A 16677-nucleotide genomic window follows, 5' to 3' on the forward strand; every position below is an offset into this window, starting at 1 on the left:
AACAATGCGCTGGCCGTGACGACTGAGTAGCTTGGCGAATAAACCCCATTTAAGGCACAGGGAAGCCCCTCTGCGGACGAGCGGGGCACTTTAACTCTGGGGTTGCGCGGCTACAATTTCCCATTCCGAGATTGGAACGTTCGCCAATCTACCCCTCCGGAACAAACAAAAATTGATTCAGCAGGCCCGACGTGTCGGAACCAATTATTAGTGTTAGTGGATTGCGCGGTATTGTAGGCGACCAGTTGACGCCGCTGGTCGCTATGCGGTACGTGGCCGCCTTGGCCGCCAATTTAGGATCTGGTGAAGTTGTGGTGTCGCGAGATGGTCGTAGTAGTGGTGAGATGCTGTTGCAAGCTATCTCCAGTACGCTGCAGGGCCATGGAATGACGGTGATCGATCTGGGTGTCGCCTCGACGCCCACTGTCGGTATCGCCGTTCGCCAATACGGAGCCATCGCTGGCATCCAGATCTCGGCTAGCCATAATCCGCGACAGTATAACGGGTTGAAGCTATTCGGTGGTAGCGGCCGAGTGCTCAGCAAGTCGTCGGGCGAACGTGTGCTGACCGGTTACCACGAGGGCCGCAATCGCTGGCAAGGCATCGATCATTTGGGCAAGCAAGTGTCGGTGGACGATCCTCACAAACACCATCTCGATGCCGTGCTGGCCACCATTGATGCCGACTTGATTCGCAATCGCGCATTTCGAGTCGTGCTCGACTCCAATCACGGGGCGGGCAGTTTGCTAGGACTTCGCTTGCTGCATCAACTGGGCTGCCAGGTAACCGCTCTGGGTGATGTACCCGATGGCCAGTTCGAACATGGGGCCGAGCCATTGGCTGAGAACTTACAAGATGTCGGCCAGGCAGCCGTGCGTGCCAAAGCCGATGTCACCTTTTGCCAAGATCCCGACGCGGATCGGCTAGCTATTATCGACGAGCACGGTCAGTATATCGGCGAAGAATTGACCTTAGCCTTGTGTTTGATGAACGTATTGCCCAAGCTCAGCGGGCCGGTGGTCACCAATTGTGCCACGAGCAGTTTGTCGAAACACCTGGCTGGACGCTTCAACTTGCCGTATCACCAATCGGCAGTGGGTGAAGCCAACGTGGTCGACGAGATGCTGTCGCGCCGGGCTGTATTCGGAGGTGAAGGTAATGGCGGGCCCATCGATCCACGCGTGGGATATGTGCGTGATAGCTTCGTAGGCATGGCATTAATTCTGGAGTTAATGGCCCGCGAGCGCACGACTGTAAGTCAGCTGGTTGCTTCCCTGCCGCCCTTGGCGATGGTTAAGGATAAGATTAACCTGCCTGCTTCCAAGTTGCCGCTGTTATTGGATAAACTAAGCAGCCGCATGGCAGCTCACAGCGAGAATCGCTTGGATGGCTTGCGATTAGACTGGGATGACCGCTGGTTGTTGGTTCGAGGCAGCAACACCGAACCGATTGTGCGTTTAATTGCGGAAGCCCCCTCTGTTGCACAAGCTCAAGAGTTGTGCGCACAAGCGCGGCAACTGTCGCTTGAATTGTAGTCTCACCACTAAGGAGCTGCATGGCAGCTCCCAACCCGCCCTCCGACCAAACTCTCACTGCAAATACCCAGCGTGACTTCACCCAAACGTGCCGCGATAGCCTTTATCTTCATCACGGTCGTGTTGGACGTGCTGTCGTTGGGTGTGATTATCCCAGTTCTACCCAGCCTGGTGGACAGCTTTATTCCCGGCGATGAGCAAGCTGCGGCGCCCTACTATGGCTGGTTCGCGACCGCCTGGGCTGCGATGCAGTTTTTCTTTGCGCCGATCTTGGGTGCGCTCAGCGATCGCTTTGGTAGACGACCAGTACTACTGCTGTCATGTTTTGGTCTGGGACTGGATTACATCCTGATGGCCATGGCCCCCAACTTAGCATGGTTGTTTATTGGCCGCGTGATATCGGGCATTACTGCCGCCAGTTTTTCAACAGCCGCAGCATATATTGCCGACGTGACGCCGCCAGAGAAACGCGCAGCCAGTTTCGCACTCTTTGGAGCGGCTTGGGGATTGGGATTCGTGCTGGGACCGGCCGTCGGTGGGTGGCTAGGCAGTATCGATCTGCGTTGGCCATTTTGGTTAGCCGCTTGCTTGACACTGCTGAATGCCTGTTATGGCTTTTTTGTTTTGCCCGAGTCGCTCAAGCCGGAGAATCGTAGACCGTTCTCATGGGCTCGTGCCAATCCGCTGGGCTCGCTACGCATGTTGCGGGCGCATACCGGGCTGCTTAGCCTGGCTGCGATCATTCTGCTATATCAACTGGCCCACCAGGTACTGCAGAGTGTCTTCGTATTTTATTCGACCTACCGATATTCTTGGACGGAAAGCAAAGTTGGTTTGACGCTGATGAGCGTGGGGATCGCCAGTATCATCGTGCAAGCCATGCTGGTGCGCCGCGCGTCGGCACTACTAAGCGATCGCACAATGCTAGTTCTGGGATTGGTCTTCGGCGCAGCGGGTTATGCGATCTATGGAATGGCACCCAGCGAGAGTTGGTTTTGGTGTGGCATTCCCGTATTTGCCTTAGTGGGTTTCTTTTCACCTGCCATTCAGAGCATGATGACCAAGCGCGTCGGAGTGGATCAGCAAGGGCAACTGCAGGGTGTGAATAGTTCGCTGATGGGTATCGCGGGCATGATTGGTCCAGGCATTTTCACCAATGTTTTTGACGGCGCGGTAGAACTGAGCAAAACGCATGGGACCATCTTGATCGGCGCCCCTTTCTTCTTGGCCTGCTTCCTGCACTTGCTAGCTCTGTTCATCGTGCCCGTAGTGTTTGCCAGTAAACCGGTTGCGCCTACGATAGAGAAGCCAGACGAACCCGCTGTATAGCTTTGAATTCAAAGATCAAAAGTGTTCAACCTCAGCTTCGATAATCGCTTTGTTCGTGAACTGCCTGCAGATCCAGAAGCGAAAAACTTCCGCAGACCGGTAGTGGGTGCAGCCTATTCGCGCGTGATGCCCACGCCAGTGGCAGCACCCAAGCTGCTCGCCTATGCCCGCGAAGTTGGAGAATTGATCGATATCGATTTTGATCCCTACGAGACGCCAGAGTTCGCCGAGGTCTTTGGGGGCAATCGCTTGGCCCCCGGCATGGATCCGTTTGCGATGTGTTATGGTGGGCATCAGTTTGGCAATTGGGCAGGTCAGCTGGGCGATGGCCGCGCCATCAACTTGGGCGAAGTCCGCAACTCGCGGGGCCAGTATTGGACGCTGCAGCTGAAGGGAGCTGGTCCCACGCCGTACTCACGCACTGCTGACGGACTGGCCGTATTGCGATCGTCGGTCCGTGAGTTTCTGTGCAGCGAAGCCATGCATCACCTCGGTGTACCCACCACGCGAGCTCTGTGCCTGGTGTCGACCGGCGAACAAGTTGTGCGGGACATGTTCTACGATGGCCATCCCGAAGCAGAACCCGGCGCGGTGGTCTGTCGCGTGGCACCATCGTTCACGAGGTTTGGCAACTTTCAAATCTTTGCGTCGCGCGGCGATGTCGAAAACCTCCGACGCCTGGTCGACTTTACCATCCGTCACGACTTTCCAGAGTTGTGGAACGCACAGGATGAAGAGCATGCGTCGATGGACGTTATGGCCAAGTGGTTTGCAGAAGTCTCACGACGCACGGCCGAAATGATCGTCCACTGGATGCGTGTGGGCTTTGTTCATGGCGTGATGAATACCGACAATATGTCGATCCTCGGTTTGACGATCGACTACGGACCTTATGGATGGCTGGAGAACTATGAGCCATCGTGGACGCCGAACACAACCGACGCGATGGGACGTCGCTATTGTTTTGCCCAGCAGCCACACATCGCCATGTGGAACCTGGTGCAACTGGCCAACACATTAGCTGCGATCTTTCCAGATCCCCAGCCGCTGCAATCGGCCATCGATGATTACGCCGAAGACTACAATCGCTTATGGCCCAAGATGGTATCGCAAAAGTTGGGCTTGTCGCACTACGACATCGACAGCGACCGCCCGCTGATCGATGATTTGTTCAAAGCTTTGATGAGCGTCGAAACCGACATGACGATCTTCTTTCGGCAGCTTGAGAATGTCGATGTTCATCTGACTGGCGCCGACAACCGTCAATTGGTAGAGCCGATCGCCCAGGCGTTCTATGTACCTGATCAATTGACCGACCAGGCGATCGAACCGCTGGCGGCCTGGATGCGCCGCTATGTTCAGCGCTTGGAGTCAAACGGCTTTGATCGCGCGCAGCGATCTGAACTGATGCGCCGAATGAATCCCAAATATGTCCTGCGCAACTATCTAGCTCAGCTGGCCATCGACAAAGCCGAAGCTGGTGATGCATCATTGATCCATGAACTGCTGGACGTACTTCGCCATCCGTATGACGACCAGCCCGAGCACGAACACTACGCCGCTCGTCGCCCCGATTGGGCTCGCAACCGCGCGGGCTGTTCGATGCTCTCATGCAGCTCGTAGCCAGCAACACCAGCTTCGCCGGGCGAGGTCGCAGACGAGGCGTTCAGCCTTCGTCTGCGGGAGGGGGCACTGCACCAAGCAAGACTCCCGCGGTACTAACTACCTTTACTTCCCAGACCCCTCCCGAATCTCGCAAAGCCTCGATTCGACCTCCCCATGCTGCGCATGGAGAGGTGACTGTTACCTCTCCCGCGAAGCGGGGGAGGTCACAGACGAGGCGTTCAGCCTTCGTCTGCGGGAGGGGGCACTGCACCAAGCAAGACTCCCGCGGTACTAACTACCTTTACTTCCAAGACCCCTCCCGAATCTCGCAAAGCCTCGATTCGACCTCCCCATGCTGCGCATGGAGAGGTGACTGTCACCTCTCCCGCGAAGCGGGGGAGGTCGCAGACGAGGCGTTCAGCCTTCGTCTGCGGGAGGGGGCACTGCACCAAGCAAGACTCCTGCGGTACTAACTACCTTTACTTCCAAGACCCCTCCCGAATCTCGCTAAGGCTCGATTCGACCTCCCCAAGGCGAAGCCTTGGAGAGGTGACTGTCACCTCTCCCGCGAAGCGGGGGAGGTCGCAGACGAGGCGTTCAGCCTTCGTCTGCGGGAGGGGGCACTGCACCAAGCAAGACTCCTGCGGTACTAACCACCTTTACTGCCCAGGCCCCTCCCGAATCTCGCAAAGCCTCGATTCGACCTCCCCAAGGCGAAGCCTTGGAGAGGTGACTACGTGCCGCGGCGGTTGCCGTACCAGTAGATGTGTTGTCGCTGGCAAAAGTGGAATCCATGTTCTGCGCACCAAGGTTGCAGCCACGTGGCTCGCTGGTCGAGCGTTTCAACGGAGGTGCCTTCGGGCATAATCCATACTTGAGCGGGCGAGGCATGTTCGAGCAGCTTCAAATAGTCCAGCACTTCCTGGCAATCCGGCGCACTGCCCACCACAAACTTTAGTTGGCAATGATACTGCGTCAGCCATCGGCGTACAAAATCGGGTTGATAGCGCCGCGCATGGTGATTTTGAAACCACGTGGGATGTTGCTGTTGATCCGGTGCGGAGCTGGCTAGTTTCGGACTGATCGATAGCAGGTCGCACGTGAACTCTTGATCGATGGTGCCAGCGGTCTCGATCGTGATTCGTCGTCCAGCCGCCTGCAGTCGCGCGGTAACTTCAGCGATACCGGTGAACAACAGCGGTTCGCCGCCGGTAATGACCACATCGTTTTCGGCAAACGAGAGCGTCCGTTGGAGGATTTGATCAATCGAGAGCAATTCACCTTCGGGATGCCAAGAGGCAAACGGTGTATCGCAGAACCAACAGCGTAGATTGCAGCCACTGGTGCGCAGGAAAACGCTCGGCTCGCCAGTCCACTGGCCCTCACCTTGACGGCTAGCGTAAATTTCCGCAATACGTAGGCGAGTCGGGTCGGCGGTGCCCCCCTTTCGCTCTTGGCTTTCAGCTCTCATACTGCCCACGTTAACCATTGTTTTTCTCAGCCAGCAGGAAACATTAGCTGTGACCACTCCGTTCCAAGAAACGCTCGAAACCTTCGAGAACTCTTATCCAAATCGCGAATATACGATCGAGATCACTTGCCCCGAATTTACCTCGGTCTGCCCCATGACGGGCCAACCCGATTTTGGCGTGCTGACTTTCCGTTACGTGCCGGATCGCTTGTGCGTGGAACTCAAGAGTCTCAAACTCTATCTGCAACGTTTTCGTAACGAAGGTATCTTCTACGAAAACGTGACCAATCGCATTCTGGACGATTTTGTGGCCGTTGTGAAGCCGCGTCACGTGACTTTGGAAAGTGATTGGGGAGCTCGCGGCGGTATCACGAGCATCGTGACGGTATCTTACGATCAAGAGAGTCAGTAGCATGAGCGAAACACCTTGCGTAATCCTGAGTGGTTTTGGTGACGAAGCTGCCAATGACAAATTGGCCGTGCAGCAGTTCGCGGCCTTCGCGGCACTGGGACTGAAGTACTACTCGATTCGCTTCATCGACGTGGGCGACGGTATCAAGAATGTGATGCTGCTCTCGCCCGCGGAACTGAAGAAGGTCAAGCAGATGCAGACCGACTACGGTCTGAGCGTCGCCACCATCGGCTCGCCCATCGGCAAGGTGAAATTGATGGACGTCGACGATGGCACCGGCAATCGTTTCGTACCCTTCAAGCAGTATCTATCAAAAGACGTGAAACACGCTTGCCATGTCGCTAACGAACTAGGTACCAAACTGATTCGCGGTTTCTCGTTCTATCATCCCGTCGGTACACGCCCCGAAGATCACCTCAGCCAGGTGATCGATCAACTGGGCAAGATTGCCGATGAATGCGACAAGCATGGACTAACCTTCGGACTAGAAGTCGAAGCCAACCTGGTTGGTCAGACCGGCAAGCTGTTAGCGGAAATACATCGCAAAGCCAAACATCCCGCGCTGGTTACCATCTTCGATGGTGCGAACCTGGTGTGCCAAGGTATGACGCCCGATGAAGTCTATGCTGAGTACCTGGCGATGAAGCCAGGCCTGGGATGGATTCACATCAAGGACTATCGCCATCCTACACCGACTGGTCGATTGGAACATGTCGACGAAGCGTCGCTGAAGAACTTTGTACCGGCCGATTGTGGAGATACGGGCCACGAGGCGATCTTGCGCGACTTGGCTACCGAGTTGCCTAAGATCGACAAACGCATGCGCAAGCGCGGCGCGCCGGGAGTGATCTTTGATCTCGAACCGCATGTCAAAGGCGGTGGCCAGTTTGGCGGCTTCAGCGGACCAGATGGTTTCGGTGTGGCCATGCGTGGACTATGCCGCGTGCTAGACTACGTCGGCATCGGATATGAGCTCAGAGATTTTGATACGATTAAAGGATGTCGCGGATTCTAAGCCTTAATCCGACTGAGAAAGTCCAGGTATGTGCGGAATCACTGGTGCGGTTTGGTTCGATGAAACCTCGGCAATTGCACCGGCGACGTTCGATGCGATGACCGATGCCCTGACGCATCGCGGACCAGATGATCGCGGGACCTACATTCACGCGGTACAGCGCGACGTGACGGGTATTACGCCCGGAGTCGCCCTGGGTTTCCGACGGCTGGCCATCATCGATGTGGCGGGTGGCCACCAGCCGATGACCAACGAAGATGGCAGCGTGATCATCGTCTTCAACGGCGAGATCTATAACTATCGCGAGTTGCGGCGACGTTTGGAAGGCTCCGGCCATCGCTTTGTTACCGATAGCGACACCGAAACGATTGTGCACCTGTACGAAGATATGGGGGCAGATTGTTTCCAAGCTCTCAATGGCATGTTTGCAATCGCGATCTGGGATCAAAACAAACGCCAACTTGTTTTAGGTCGCGATCGCTTAGGCAAGAAGCCGCTTTACTATCAAGCCACCGGCTCACAGGTACTCTTCGGCAGCGAACTGAAGTCTCTGGCTTTAGCCCCCTCGTTCCAACGCCAGATATCTGCCGGGGCCATCGATCAGTTTCTGACTTATCAATACATTCCTCATCCACACACCATCTACCAGCACGTGCATAAAGTGCCACCGGGTCACTATGCGGTCGTCAGCGATGGTCATATCAAGGTCAGCAAGTACTGGCACGTCGATTGGCGCTACGAACATGACATCTCCCGCGCGGAAGCTGCTTGCAAGTTGAGTGAACTGTTAGATGATTCGATTCGCTTGCGTTTGCGCAGCGATGTGCCGCTGGGCGCATTTTTGTCGGGGGGAATCGATTCATCGCTGATCGTTACCTTGGCGCAGCAGCAACTCGATCAACCGCTGAAGAGTTTCAGCATCGGATTTACGGAAGCAGATTTTGATGAAACCGCTTATGCGCGCCAGGTTGCCAGTTGGGCTCGGACTGAACACCGCGAATTCAAAGTTACCCCTGATGCGGTCAGCATTCTGGATCAATTGGCGTATCACTATGACGAGCCGTTTGGCGATAGTTCAGCCATTCCCACCTGGCACTTGTGCCAAATGACCAGGCAGCATGTGACCGTCGCTCTCAGCGGTGACGGTGGCGATGAACTGTTTGCCGGCTACGATCGCTATCGCGCGTTGTGGCTCAGTCGCTGGATGGAGCATGCATTTGGCTTGCGATCGATGCTCGGCAGCCCACTCATTCAAAAACTGCCAACCTCCAATCGCCAGCGTTCCTTCGTGCGTCGACTGCAACGATTTGGCGCAGCCCTGAATCAACCCATGGCGCGGCGGTATATGAATTGGTTGCAGATCTTCCCTGAGAAGATGCGAGCTGAGTTGTATCAACCGGCGTTTGTCGAGCAATTGCCTAATGAAGATCCGTTCGAATTCTTCGAAGGCGCATGGACGGAAACCCGCGGCCGCGATTTAGTTTCACAAGCGTCGCTCTCCGACCTGGTGACCTATCTGCCTTGCGATCTGATGACCAAAGTCGATATTGCCTCCATGGCACATAGCCTGGAAGTTCGACAGCCGTTTCTCGATTATCGCCTGGTGGAATTTGCTGCCAGCCTGCCATCGAAATTGAAGTTTCGCTTCGGCAAAGGCAAGCGTCTGCTGCGAGATACGTACGATCGCTTGTTGCCCAGACAGATATGGGATCGCCGCAAGATGGGGTTTGGAGTACCACTGGGAATCTGGTTCCGTCGCGAACTTCGCGAGCTGACACATGCGAGACTGCTCGGCACCGACGCTCGTTGCCACACCTATTTCCGGCCCGAGTACATCCAGCAGCTGTTCGACCAACACACCAGCGGTCGCGTCAACCACAGCTATCGCTTGTGGAATCTGCTGATGTTTGAAAGCTGGATGAGACGCTGGCTGGCGTAGGTGAATCCAGCGACGCATATGAGTTGTTGGACTCCATCGTTTAACCCGTAGCCGCCAGGCGAGGCGCACCCAGTGTAGCGATCAACAAGGGTAGCGATCAACAACTGTGTGAAGCAAAGTTGGTTAGAGGGTGCACCTCGCCTGGCGGCTACGGGTTAAACGATGAAGTCCTATCACTCATCAATCTAAAATCATCAATCTAAAATCTCCTCCAGCACCTTAGCGGGTTCGACGCCGGTTAGTCGCCAGTCGAGTCCTTGGAACTTTACGCTGAAAGCGCTGTGTTCGATACCCAGCAGGTGCAACATGGTGGCATGCAAATCATGCACGGTGCATACGTTCTCGACTGCGCGATAACCCAGATCATCAGTCGCTCCATACACCATACCGCCGCGAACGCCAGCGCCCGCTAGCCACATGGACATCGATTGATTGTGATGGTCGCGACCGACCGGACCTTTGTTCGACTGCGACATGGGCGTGCGGCCGAACTCGCCGGACCAAACCACCAGCGTATCGTCGAACATATTGCGCTGCTTCAAATCGGTGATCAGGGCAGCGCAGGCCCGATCCACTTCTGCAGCTCGCAAGGGCAACTCTGCACGAAGCAAACTGTGATGATCCCAATCGCGATGATACAGCTGAATAAACCGCGTACCGCGCTCAGCCAAACGTCGCGCTAGTAAGCAGTTGGAAGCAAACGAACCGTCGCCTGGTTGGCAACCGTATAACTCGATCGTGCGTGGATCCTCAGCGCGCACATCCATCAACTCGGGCACGCTGGCCTGCATCTTAAAGGCCAACTCGTACTGCGCGATGCGGGTGGCGATTTCTGGATCGTTCACTTCAGCAGCGTGTTGGGTATTCAGTACATTGATTAATTCGATGTCAGCCTGTTGCTGCCCTCGCGAAATGCCCGGTGGATTGCTCAAGTACAAAACAGCTTCACCTTGGCCACGCAACTGCACTCCCTGATGTTTGCTGGGCAAGAATCCGCTACTCCATTGTCGGGCTGCAATGGGTTGCGGCGAGCGGCCCTTGCCGGTTGAGACCATGACAACGAACCCTGGCAAGTTTTCTGATTCACTACCAAGTCCATAAGTTACCCAAGCGCCCATGCTAGGACGACCGGCGATCTGTGTACCGGTGTTCATAAACATATGAGCAGGATCATGGTTGATGGCTTCGGTCGTCATCGAGCGGATCAGGCAAATATCGTCGACGATCGAACCGATATGCGGCAGCAGCTCACTGATCTCCGTTTGCTGCTGGCCGTACTTGGCGAACTTAAACTGCGGTCCCAGACAGACAAGTTTTTGGCCTTGCAGCTGGGCCAGTTGTTGGCCTTGAGTAAGACTCTCCGGCATCGCCTGGCCATCCAGTTCGGCCAGCTTGGGTTTGGGATCAAACAATTCAAACTGCGATGGTCCACCAGCCATCGTTAACCAAATAACACGTTTGGCTTTCGCACACGTAGCCGAGTCTCTCCGAGACTCGTCCGACGGCAATGGATCGGCCATCCCGTCCACGCCCGCATCAGTGCGCGAGTTGAGCAGAGAGGCCAGCGCTACAGCACCCAAACTTTTTGACAGGAACGGTCGGCGGAGGAGCATGGTAATTTCCTAGTCGCAGTTGGTAGCCACCGTCACCAGACGGTGGATCTGGGTAGCCACCGCTTGGCAGCGGTGGCTACCTAAAATCAATTACGTGTTATGGTCTCGTGCAGGTTTAACAGCACGCGGGCCAGGTGAGTCCACGTGGCCAATTCGACAGGATCAAGGTCAGCCGGGCGTGGAGACTGTCCGATTTCCAGTAACTTTTCGGCCTCTGATGGATCATTCCTATATAGGGCCTCGTGTTTCGCCAGCAACTCCAACGCCTGCTGGAGTTCGAGGTCGCTGGGATCACGCTGCACGACTTGCTGCCAGGCCCAGGCGATGCGTTGCAAGTCCTCACTTCCATCGGGGCGTGTGACTGGCTGGGTCAAGCAGCGCACAGCCAACGCGCGGGCCGCTTCCACGTAGGTTGGATCATTCAGCAAGATGAGAGCCTGCTGCGGCAAGTTGGATCGATTGCGATCAGCAGAACACTCTTCGCGACTGGGGGCATCGAAGGCTAACAAACTGGGATGCAAGAAGCTGCGCTGCCACCAGATATACAACCCGCGTCGATACTGCGCCGGCCCTTGATCTGCCTGATATTCGCGCGGTGGAAAATTCAAATTCTCCCAGTAACCTTCAGGCTGATACGGTTTAACGCTTGGTCCGCCAATATCGGGCACCAGCAGTCCACTAACCGCTAGCGCGTTGTCGCGTACTAATTCCGCCTCCAGGCGAAAGGCGCTCTGTCGCGCCAACCAGCGATTGTTGGGATCTGCCGCGCGCAGTTCGGGTGATGCGCTCGATGACTGGCGATAGGTTTCACTGGTCACGATCAGTCGCACCATATGCTTGATGTTCCAGCCACTATCGATGAACTCGCACGCCAGCCAATCGAGCAGTTCAGGATGGGTGGGCGGTTCACCTTGCGCTCCTAAATCTTCCAGCACGCGCGATAAGCCGGCTCCGAAAAATTGTTTCCACAAACGATTCATCACCACGCGGGCCGTCAGCGGGTTATCACGCGAGACTAACCAGTCAGCCAAGTCGAGTCGCGTGAGTTCTCGATCGGTCACCGGGGCAGTGGTGAGAAAGGCGGGCAGAGCAGGGCGGACTTGTGGTCCGCTTTCGTCCATCCAATTTCCCCGCGGCAGGATGCGCACGACGCGTTTCTGCGATGAACTGAGGCTGACCAGGCAATGGGGTAACTGGCTTTCGAATTTCTTGACAGCTGCTTCGGCCTCCTGCAACTCATGCTTAGCTGCTTCATCTTCGGCAAGTTCTTTCAACTTCTCTTTGCAGCTGTTCAGCGCGGCGTGCAGTCGCTCCAGCTCGAGTTGCTGATCGCTGTTGACCAGAGGCATGCCTTCTTCCCGTCGGCCAACGGCCGCTTCCTTAATGTCTGCGAAGAAGGCACCTAATGAATAGAAGTCGTGCATCGTAAACGGGTCGAACTTGTGATCATGACACTGTGCGCAGCCGGTCGTTTGCCCGAGCCAGGCAGCACCGACGGCACGCACGCGATCGGTCAACATGCGCGCCTCGTAGTCCTTGGGCTGAGCACCACCTTCTTCGGTCGACAGCAGCAAGCGATTGAAAGCTGAACCGACACGCGACTCTTGATTAGCGTCGGGCAGTAAGTCACCGGCTAGCTGCTCGCGCGTAAATCGATCAAACGGCTTGTTATCATTGAAGCTGCGGATAACCCAATCGCGATACGGCCAAACATTGCGCGGGTTGTCGCTGTGATAACCAATCGTATCGGCAAATCGCACGACATCTAGCCAACCGATCGCCAGGCGTTCTCCAAAGTGCGGACTAGCCAACAGCTTGTCGACTTGTTTGTCATAGGCATCTTCGGCAGAGTCCTCCACGAATGCCCGAACGCTGGCCGGCGTCGGTGGCAGACCTAACAAATCGAAATGCAGTCGCCGCGCAAGTGTGCGACGATCGGCGCTAGGCGATTCGACCAGTCCGGTTGCATGCAATCTTTTTCGAACCAGGTAATCGATCGGATGTTCATTTTCGCCGGTGGCGATTTTTACTGGGAGTTCGTAGGACCAATGTTTCTGATATGCAGCACCTTGTTCAATCCAACGTTGCAGCACATCACGCTCTTGTTGACTTAGTATCTTATGCGACTGAGGCGGAGGCATGATCGCCTCGGCATCCTCCGTGGTGATGCGTTGGACTAGTTCGCTTTCGCTCACCTTGCCGGGAACAATCGCGCCGCGCTCGAGCGCTACATCGCGCACATCCAATCGCAATTCCGCTTGGCGATGAGACGCATCGGGACCGTGACAAGCAAAGCAATTGTCGGCCAGGATCGGCCGCACATCGCGATTAAACTCAACTGGTTCGGTTGCAACCAGCTCGTTCGCGAGGATAGGCAGTAACAATTGGCCCACCAGGTAAACAATTGGCAGTCTAGTAAGCAGGCAATTCATGGCAGCGTCGCTTGCAATTCGAGAGGGTCCATCGATGTCAGCCTCATTTCCGTTTGGAAGTACTAGTGAAACGTTTCACCGCGTTCGAGCATGGCGATGAATTCCGCAATCTTCCGTATTTTAGTCTCGGGTTTCTTCGCGGTATGCAAGCGATAGTAAAACGCGTATCGATTAGCTTTTGAGAGAGTCTCGTAGAACTGGGTTGCGCGCTTGGATTTCTTTAGGGCTGCTAAAAAATCTGGAGATTCGACGAAGGTAGAAGAAGAGGCATAGGCGGCCTCCCATCTTCCATCGGCTTTGGCGGCTTCTACGACTGCTAGCCCTGGTGACTTCATTCGTCCCTCTTTGATCAATCGGTCGATATGAGTTTTATTCTTTTGTGACCAGACGCTTTTCTTGCCGCGAGGTGTGAACTTGTGAACCCAAGACTCATGGTTTCCCGGTCGAACTGGGCCATCGATCCAGCCGTAGCACAAGGCAATATCCAGCGCTTGGGCGTAGGTGATACTTGGCTTGCCACTATTCACTTTGAAAAAGTGGATCCAAAGACCACTATGTTCGCTGTGATGCTCGTCTAACCAGCTTTCAAACAAGACTGGCGTTCGAAAGGCGATAACCGGCTTGTCATCCGGCACAACTATCCCCGACATATGCGTATCCCAGATGTCCTATGTCCGTCTGATGATTTTCGTTCGTTCCATTTATCATAGCCCAATCCTCCCACGTAGAGCGGCTGTCCCCAGCCGCTCAGAACCCGCTAACCAAATTCTCGACCGACCGCGTGTCCAGGGAGGGCGAAGGTCCACGGGCAAACGGTCGGTAGAAGATCTGGTTAGCGGGTGCTGAGCGGCTGAGGACAGCCGCTCTACATTTGCGGTGTTTGGCTCAGCTGCCTAACGGCGGCGCTTGAGTCTGCGTGTGCCCGCGCAGGCAGCCACGACCAGCCCACATAGGGCCAGCGAAGTGGGTTCGGGAACGGCGCTGATGCCAACGGCCACGCCTGTCGGAAAAGTCAAACCCGACACCAGCGCTCCGAGATCTTGACCAGTGACTGAAAAGCGACGCACCTCGCCGAAGTCGGGCAAGCTGGCAATGATGTGGCCGTCACTATCAAAGCTCATACCAATCATGAACGGCGTATCGATCGCCACGTAACCCAAATCATCGCCCGTCGATGAAAATCGATGTATACCATTAGTGAGGACACCGGGTGCCGACTCAAAGTAATCGCTCACGTAGACGTCGCCGCTTGGTGCATTGGCTAACGCCAATGCACCGATTACGCTAATGCTGAGCAAGTTGTCTCCATTGGGAGCAAACTTGTAGAGCTTGCCGAAGAAATCGTCGATTGCCCAGAGATTTCCTTGACTGTCGAAGTTCATTGAAAAATAAGACGAGGGGCCAAACTCAAATGGCAAATTATCTATCACCAGAGTCGTGAAAATGCCCAGGTAGTCACCATTGGGAGCGTACCGTCTGATGGATCCATCTTGATTAAAATTGGGACCAGAAAAGCAGCCCACGTACAAATTGCCTGACGCATCGACAGCCAGACCGCTTATATCAAAGTCCGGCGCGACGATGAAGTCCCCGAGATCGTCCAGAGACGAGGAAAACTTGCGGACCGCCCCTGTGTTGGTACTGGCCACAAAAATATTGCCAGCAGCATCAACTGCCATGCCTGTCGGTCCCGACAAATTCGAGGTTTCACCGAAGTTGACTCGATTGCCCAGTGCGTCAACGCGAAATAGCGAATCCGTGCCAAATTCGGCACCATAGACGATATCGGCCCGGCACTGAGCTGGATGACTGGTCAGTAGGCACAGCACAATAACGATCAATAAATTGCCCGAGATCGCGATGGGTGGCTTCCACATTTTCGTTTGCTTTCCGAGAACAATAACTGCAAGGGGTAATCCGCTAAACGGACAAGAGCCCGCTTGGGCGATGATTTCCGCTGCGGCTCTTACTAAAATTGCAGTCCAAGCCATCCACAGCCTGCAAAGTTAAGTGATTTCTAGAAACAGTGCGTCCATGACGGCAGACGAGAATCCGTATCAGCCGCCCACAGCCGGCCCTGCTACTGCGAAATTCGATGGCCGCTTGACCTTTGACGGCGAAATGACCGAGGACGATTACCTGCGACTTCTGCCAATCAAACATTACGAACGTTGGCTGTGGATCATATTGGCCGGGCTGCTGCTTCTGGTTGTAGTGCCGCTCTTCGTACTCGTTTTGACCATGTCCATTTACGAGCGTGATTACACTGGCATGATGGTGGCCAGCGCCTTTCTAGCCGGCACCATTTTTACGCTCTTTTACATCCAGGGTCGCATTAACCTTCGAGCCATCGCCGGTCGCAAACTGAAACAACATCCAGATTTGCTGAGCATAGCCCAAGGCGAATTTTCAGCCGACGGCATGCTGTTTCATGATGGTTTACACCAGTACTGGTTCAGCCCCTCCATCGTGTCGGTGGCCCGAGTATCCGACGCTGGAATCGCGGTGCAGCTAGATGACGATCCATTTCGATACCTGGCCATAACGACGAGGATCCTGAATCACTACAACCTGCCAATCGGCGAGTTGCTGAAGTCGAATTGGCGAGACTATCAGGTCAGCCAGGATCCCGCGTCGTGGCCGATGTGGAATCGGATCGGACAAGCACCCGAAAATGCCATTCATTTTCGCTACTCATTCACCGTGGCACCTATGCCACAGGACACAGGCTGGAAGCCTATGCCACAGGACACAGGCTCGAAGCCTATATCACAGGACACAGGCTGGAAGCCTATGCCACAACGGGCGAATCTGAAAAATGCGATCTCGTCGATAGTGAGCCATATGGTCTTACTGGGCCTGGCGATCTATGCGTGGCGTAACGTGGGCGTGTGGCTGGTAGTGGGCATTTTGCTGTATTTGGGTTTCAACTTACTGGCCATGCTGCCTTGGTTCAGAAGAGGAAGTGCTGCGCCTGATTCGCAAGAAGTAACGCAGTACGGCTGGCTCTCGGATGATGAGTTTGCAACTTGCAATTGGTATTCTGGCATGCGCATGCCTCGCAGTATTCTGCGCGTCACTCAGCAGACGGAAGACATGATTGTCTTCGAGATGCACGCTCAACTTTTTCACATACCGCGATCAGCTTTGCTGACGCCTGATGATTGGCAACGACTTTGTGCATCTGGTTAAACCGTGTCGATCTGAGGCATTTTTCTGAAATGCGGAAAAGCAAGCACCAGGTCAATACTGCAGCAGTGGTGCGCGTTTACGCCAAACTTGCTTAAACAACATTGATTGAAATCTGTGAGAAAGCTAAGTTCGTT

General features: G+C 55.1%; 12 protein-coding genes. 7 read left to right on the forward strand and 5 right to left on the reverse strand.

Annotated features, from left to right (window positions below; translation table 11 throughout):
• Positions 1–191: 191 nt before the first annotated feature.
• From glmM to SH573x_RS23120, 3 genes are all read left to right on the forward strand, one after another.
• Positions 192–1535, forward strand: coding sequence for a phosphoglucosamine mutase (gene glmM, locus SH573x_RS23110; RefSeq protein WP_479350206.1), 1344 nt, complete (start codon positions 192–194; stop codon positions 1533–1535).
• Positions 1536–1607: 72 nt separating this feature from the next.
• Positions 1608–2864, forward strand: coding sequence for a TCR/Tet family MFS transporter (locus SH573x_RS23115; RefSeq protein WP_479350207.1), 1257 nt, complete (start codon positions 1608–1610; stop codon positions 2862–2864).
• 21 nt (positions 2865–2885) lie between these two features.
• On the forward strand, positions 2886–4487 hold the full coding sequence (locus SH573x_RS23120; RefSeq protein ID WP_479350208.1) for a protein adenylyltransferase SelO: 1602 nt from the start codon (positions 2886–2888) through the stop codon (positions 4485–4487).
• Positions 4488–5202: 715 nt separating this feature from the next.
• On the opposite strand, the gene SH573x_RS23125 is transcribed toward SH573x_RS23120, so the two are convergent.
• A complete protein-coding gene (locus SH573x_RS23125; RefSeq protein ID WP_479350210.1) occupies positions 5203–5940 on the reverse strand; it encodes a 7-carboxy-7-deazaguanine synthase QueE in 738 nt (245 codons plus the stop codon).
• 49 nt (positions 5941–5989) lie between these two features.
• Here SH573x_RS23125 and queF point away from each other — a divergent pair, with 49 nt between their 5' ends.
• From queF to asnB, 3 genes are read left to right on the forward strand one after another with little or no spacing between them, the layout of a single operon-like run.
• Positions 5990–6352 (forward strand): preQ(1) synthase, encoded by a 363-nt coding sequence (queF, locus tag SH573x_RS23130; protein ID WP_479350212.1) that lies wholly within the window; start codon positions 5990–5992, stop codon positions 6350–6352.
• 1 nt (position 6353) lies between these two features.
• Positions 6354–7367, forward strand: coding sequence for a sugar phosphate isomerase/epimerase family protein (locus SH573x_RS23135; RefSeq protein ID WP_479350214.1), 1014 nt, complete (start codon positions 6354–6356; stop codon positions 7365–7367).
• 28 nt (positions 7368–7395) lie between these two features.
• Positions 7396–9306 (forward strand): asparagine synthase (glutamine-hydrolyzing), encoded by a 1911-nt coding sequence (asnB, locus tag SH573x_RS23140; RefSeq protein ID WP_479350216.1) that lies wholly within the window; start codon positions 7396–7398, stop codon positions 9304–9306.
• A gap of 194 nt (positions 9307–9500) precedes the next feature.
• Here asnB and SH573x_RS23145 read toward each other — a convergent pair whose 3' ends face one another.
• From SH573x_RS23145 to SH573x_RS23160, 4 genes are all read right to left on the reverse strand, one after another.
• Positions 9501–10919, reverse strand: coding sequence for a DUF1501 domain-containing protein (locus SH573x_RS23145; RefSeq protein ID WP_479350218.1), 1419 nt, complete (start codon positions 10917–10919; stop codon positions 9501–9503).
• 86 nt (positions 10920–11005) lie between these two features.
• Positions 11006–13351, reverse strand: a complete 2346-nt coding sequence (locus tag SH573x_RS23150) for a PSD1 and planctomycete cytochrome C domain-containing protein (protein ID WP_479350219.1) — start codon at positions 13349–13351, stop codon at positions 11006–11008.
• 62 nt (positions 13352–13413) lie between these two features.
• A complete protein-coding gene (locus SH573x_RS23155) occupies positions 13414–14001 on the reverse strand; it encodes a YdeI/OmpD-associated family protein (RefSeq protein ID WP_494485603.1) in 588 nt (195 codons plus the stop codon).
• A 243-nt stretch (positions 14002–14244) separates the two neighbouring features.
• Positions 14245–15228: a PEP-CTERM sorting domain-containing protein gene (locus SH573x_RS23160; RefSeq protein ID WP_479350221.1), complete on the reverse strand. Its 984-nt coding sequence runs from the start codon at positions 15226–15228 to the stop codon at positions 14245–14247.
• Between the two features lie 157 nt (positions 15229–15385).
• On the opposite strand from SH573x_RS23160, the gene SH573x_RS23165 reads away from it, so the two are divergent.
• On the forward strand, positions 15386–16543 hold the full coding sequence (locus SH573x_RS23165; protein ID WP_479350223.1) for a hypothetical protein: 1158 nt from the start codon (positions 15386–15388) through the stop codon (positions 16541–16543).
• The last annotated feature ends 134 nt before the right edge of the window (positions 16544–16677 follow it).

The organism is Rania fehmarnensis (assembly GCF_056494185.1).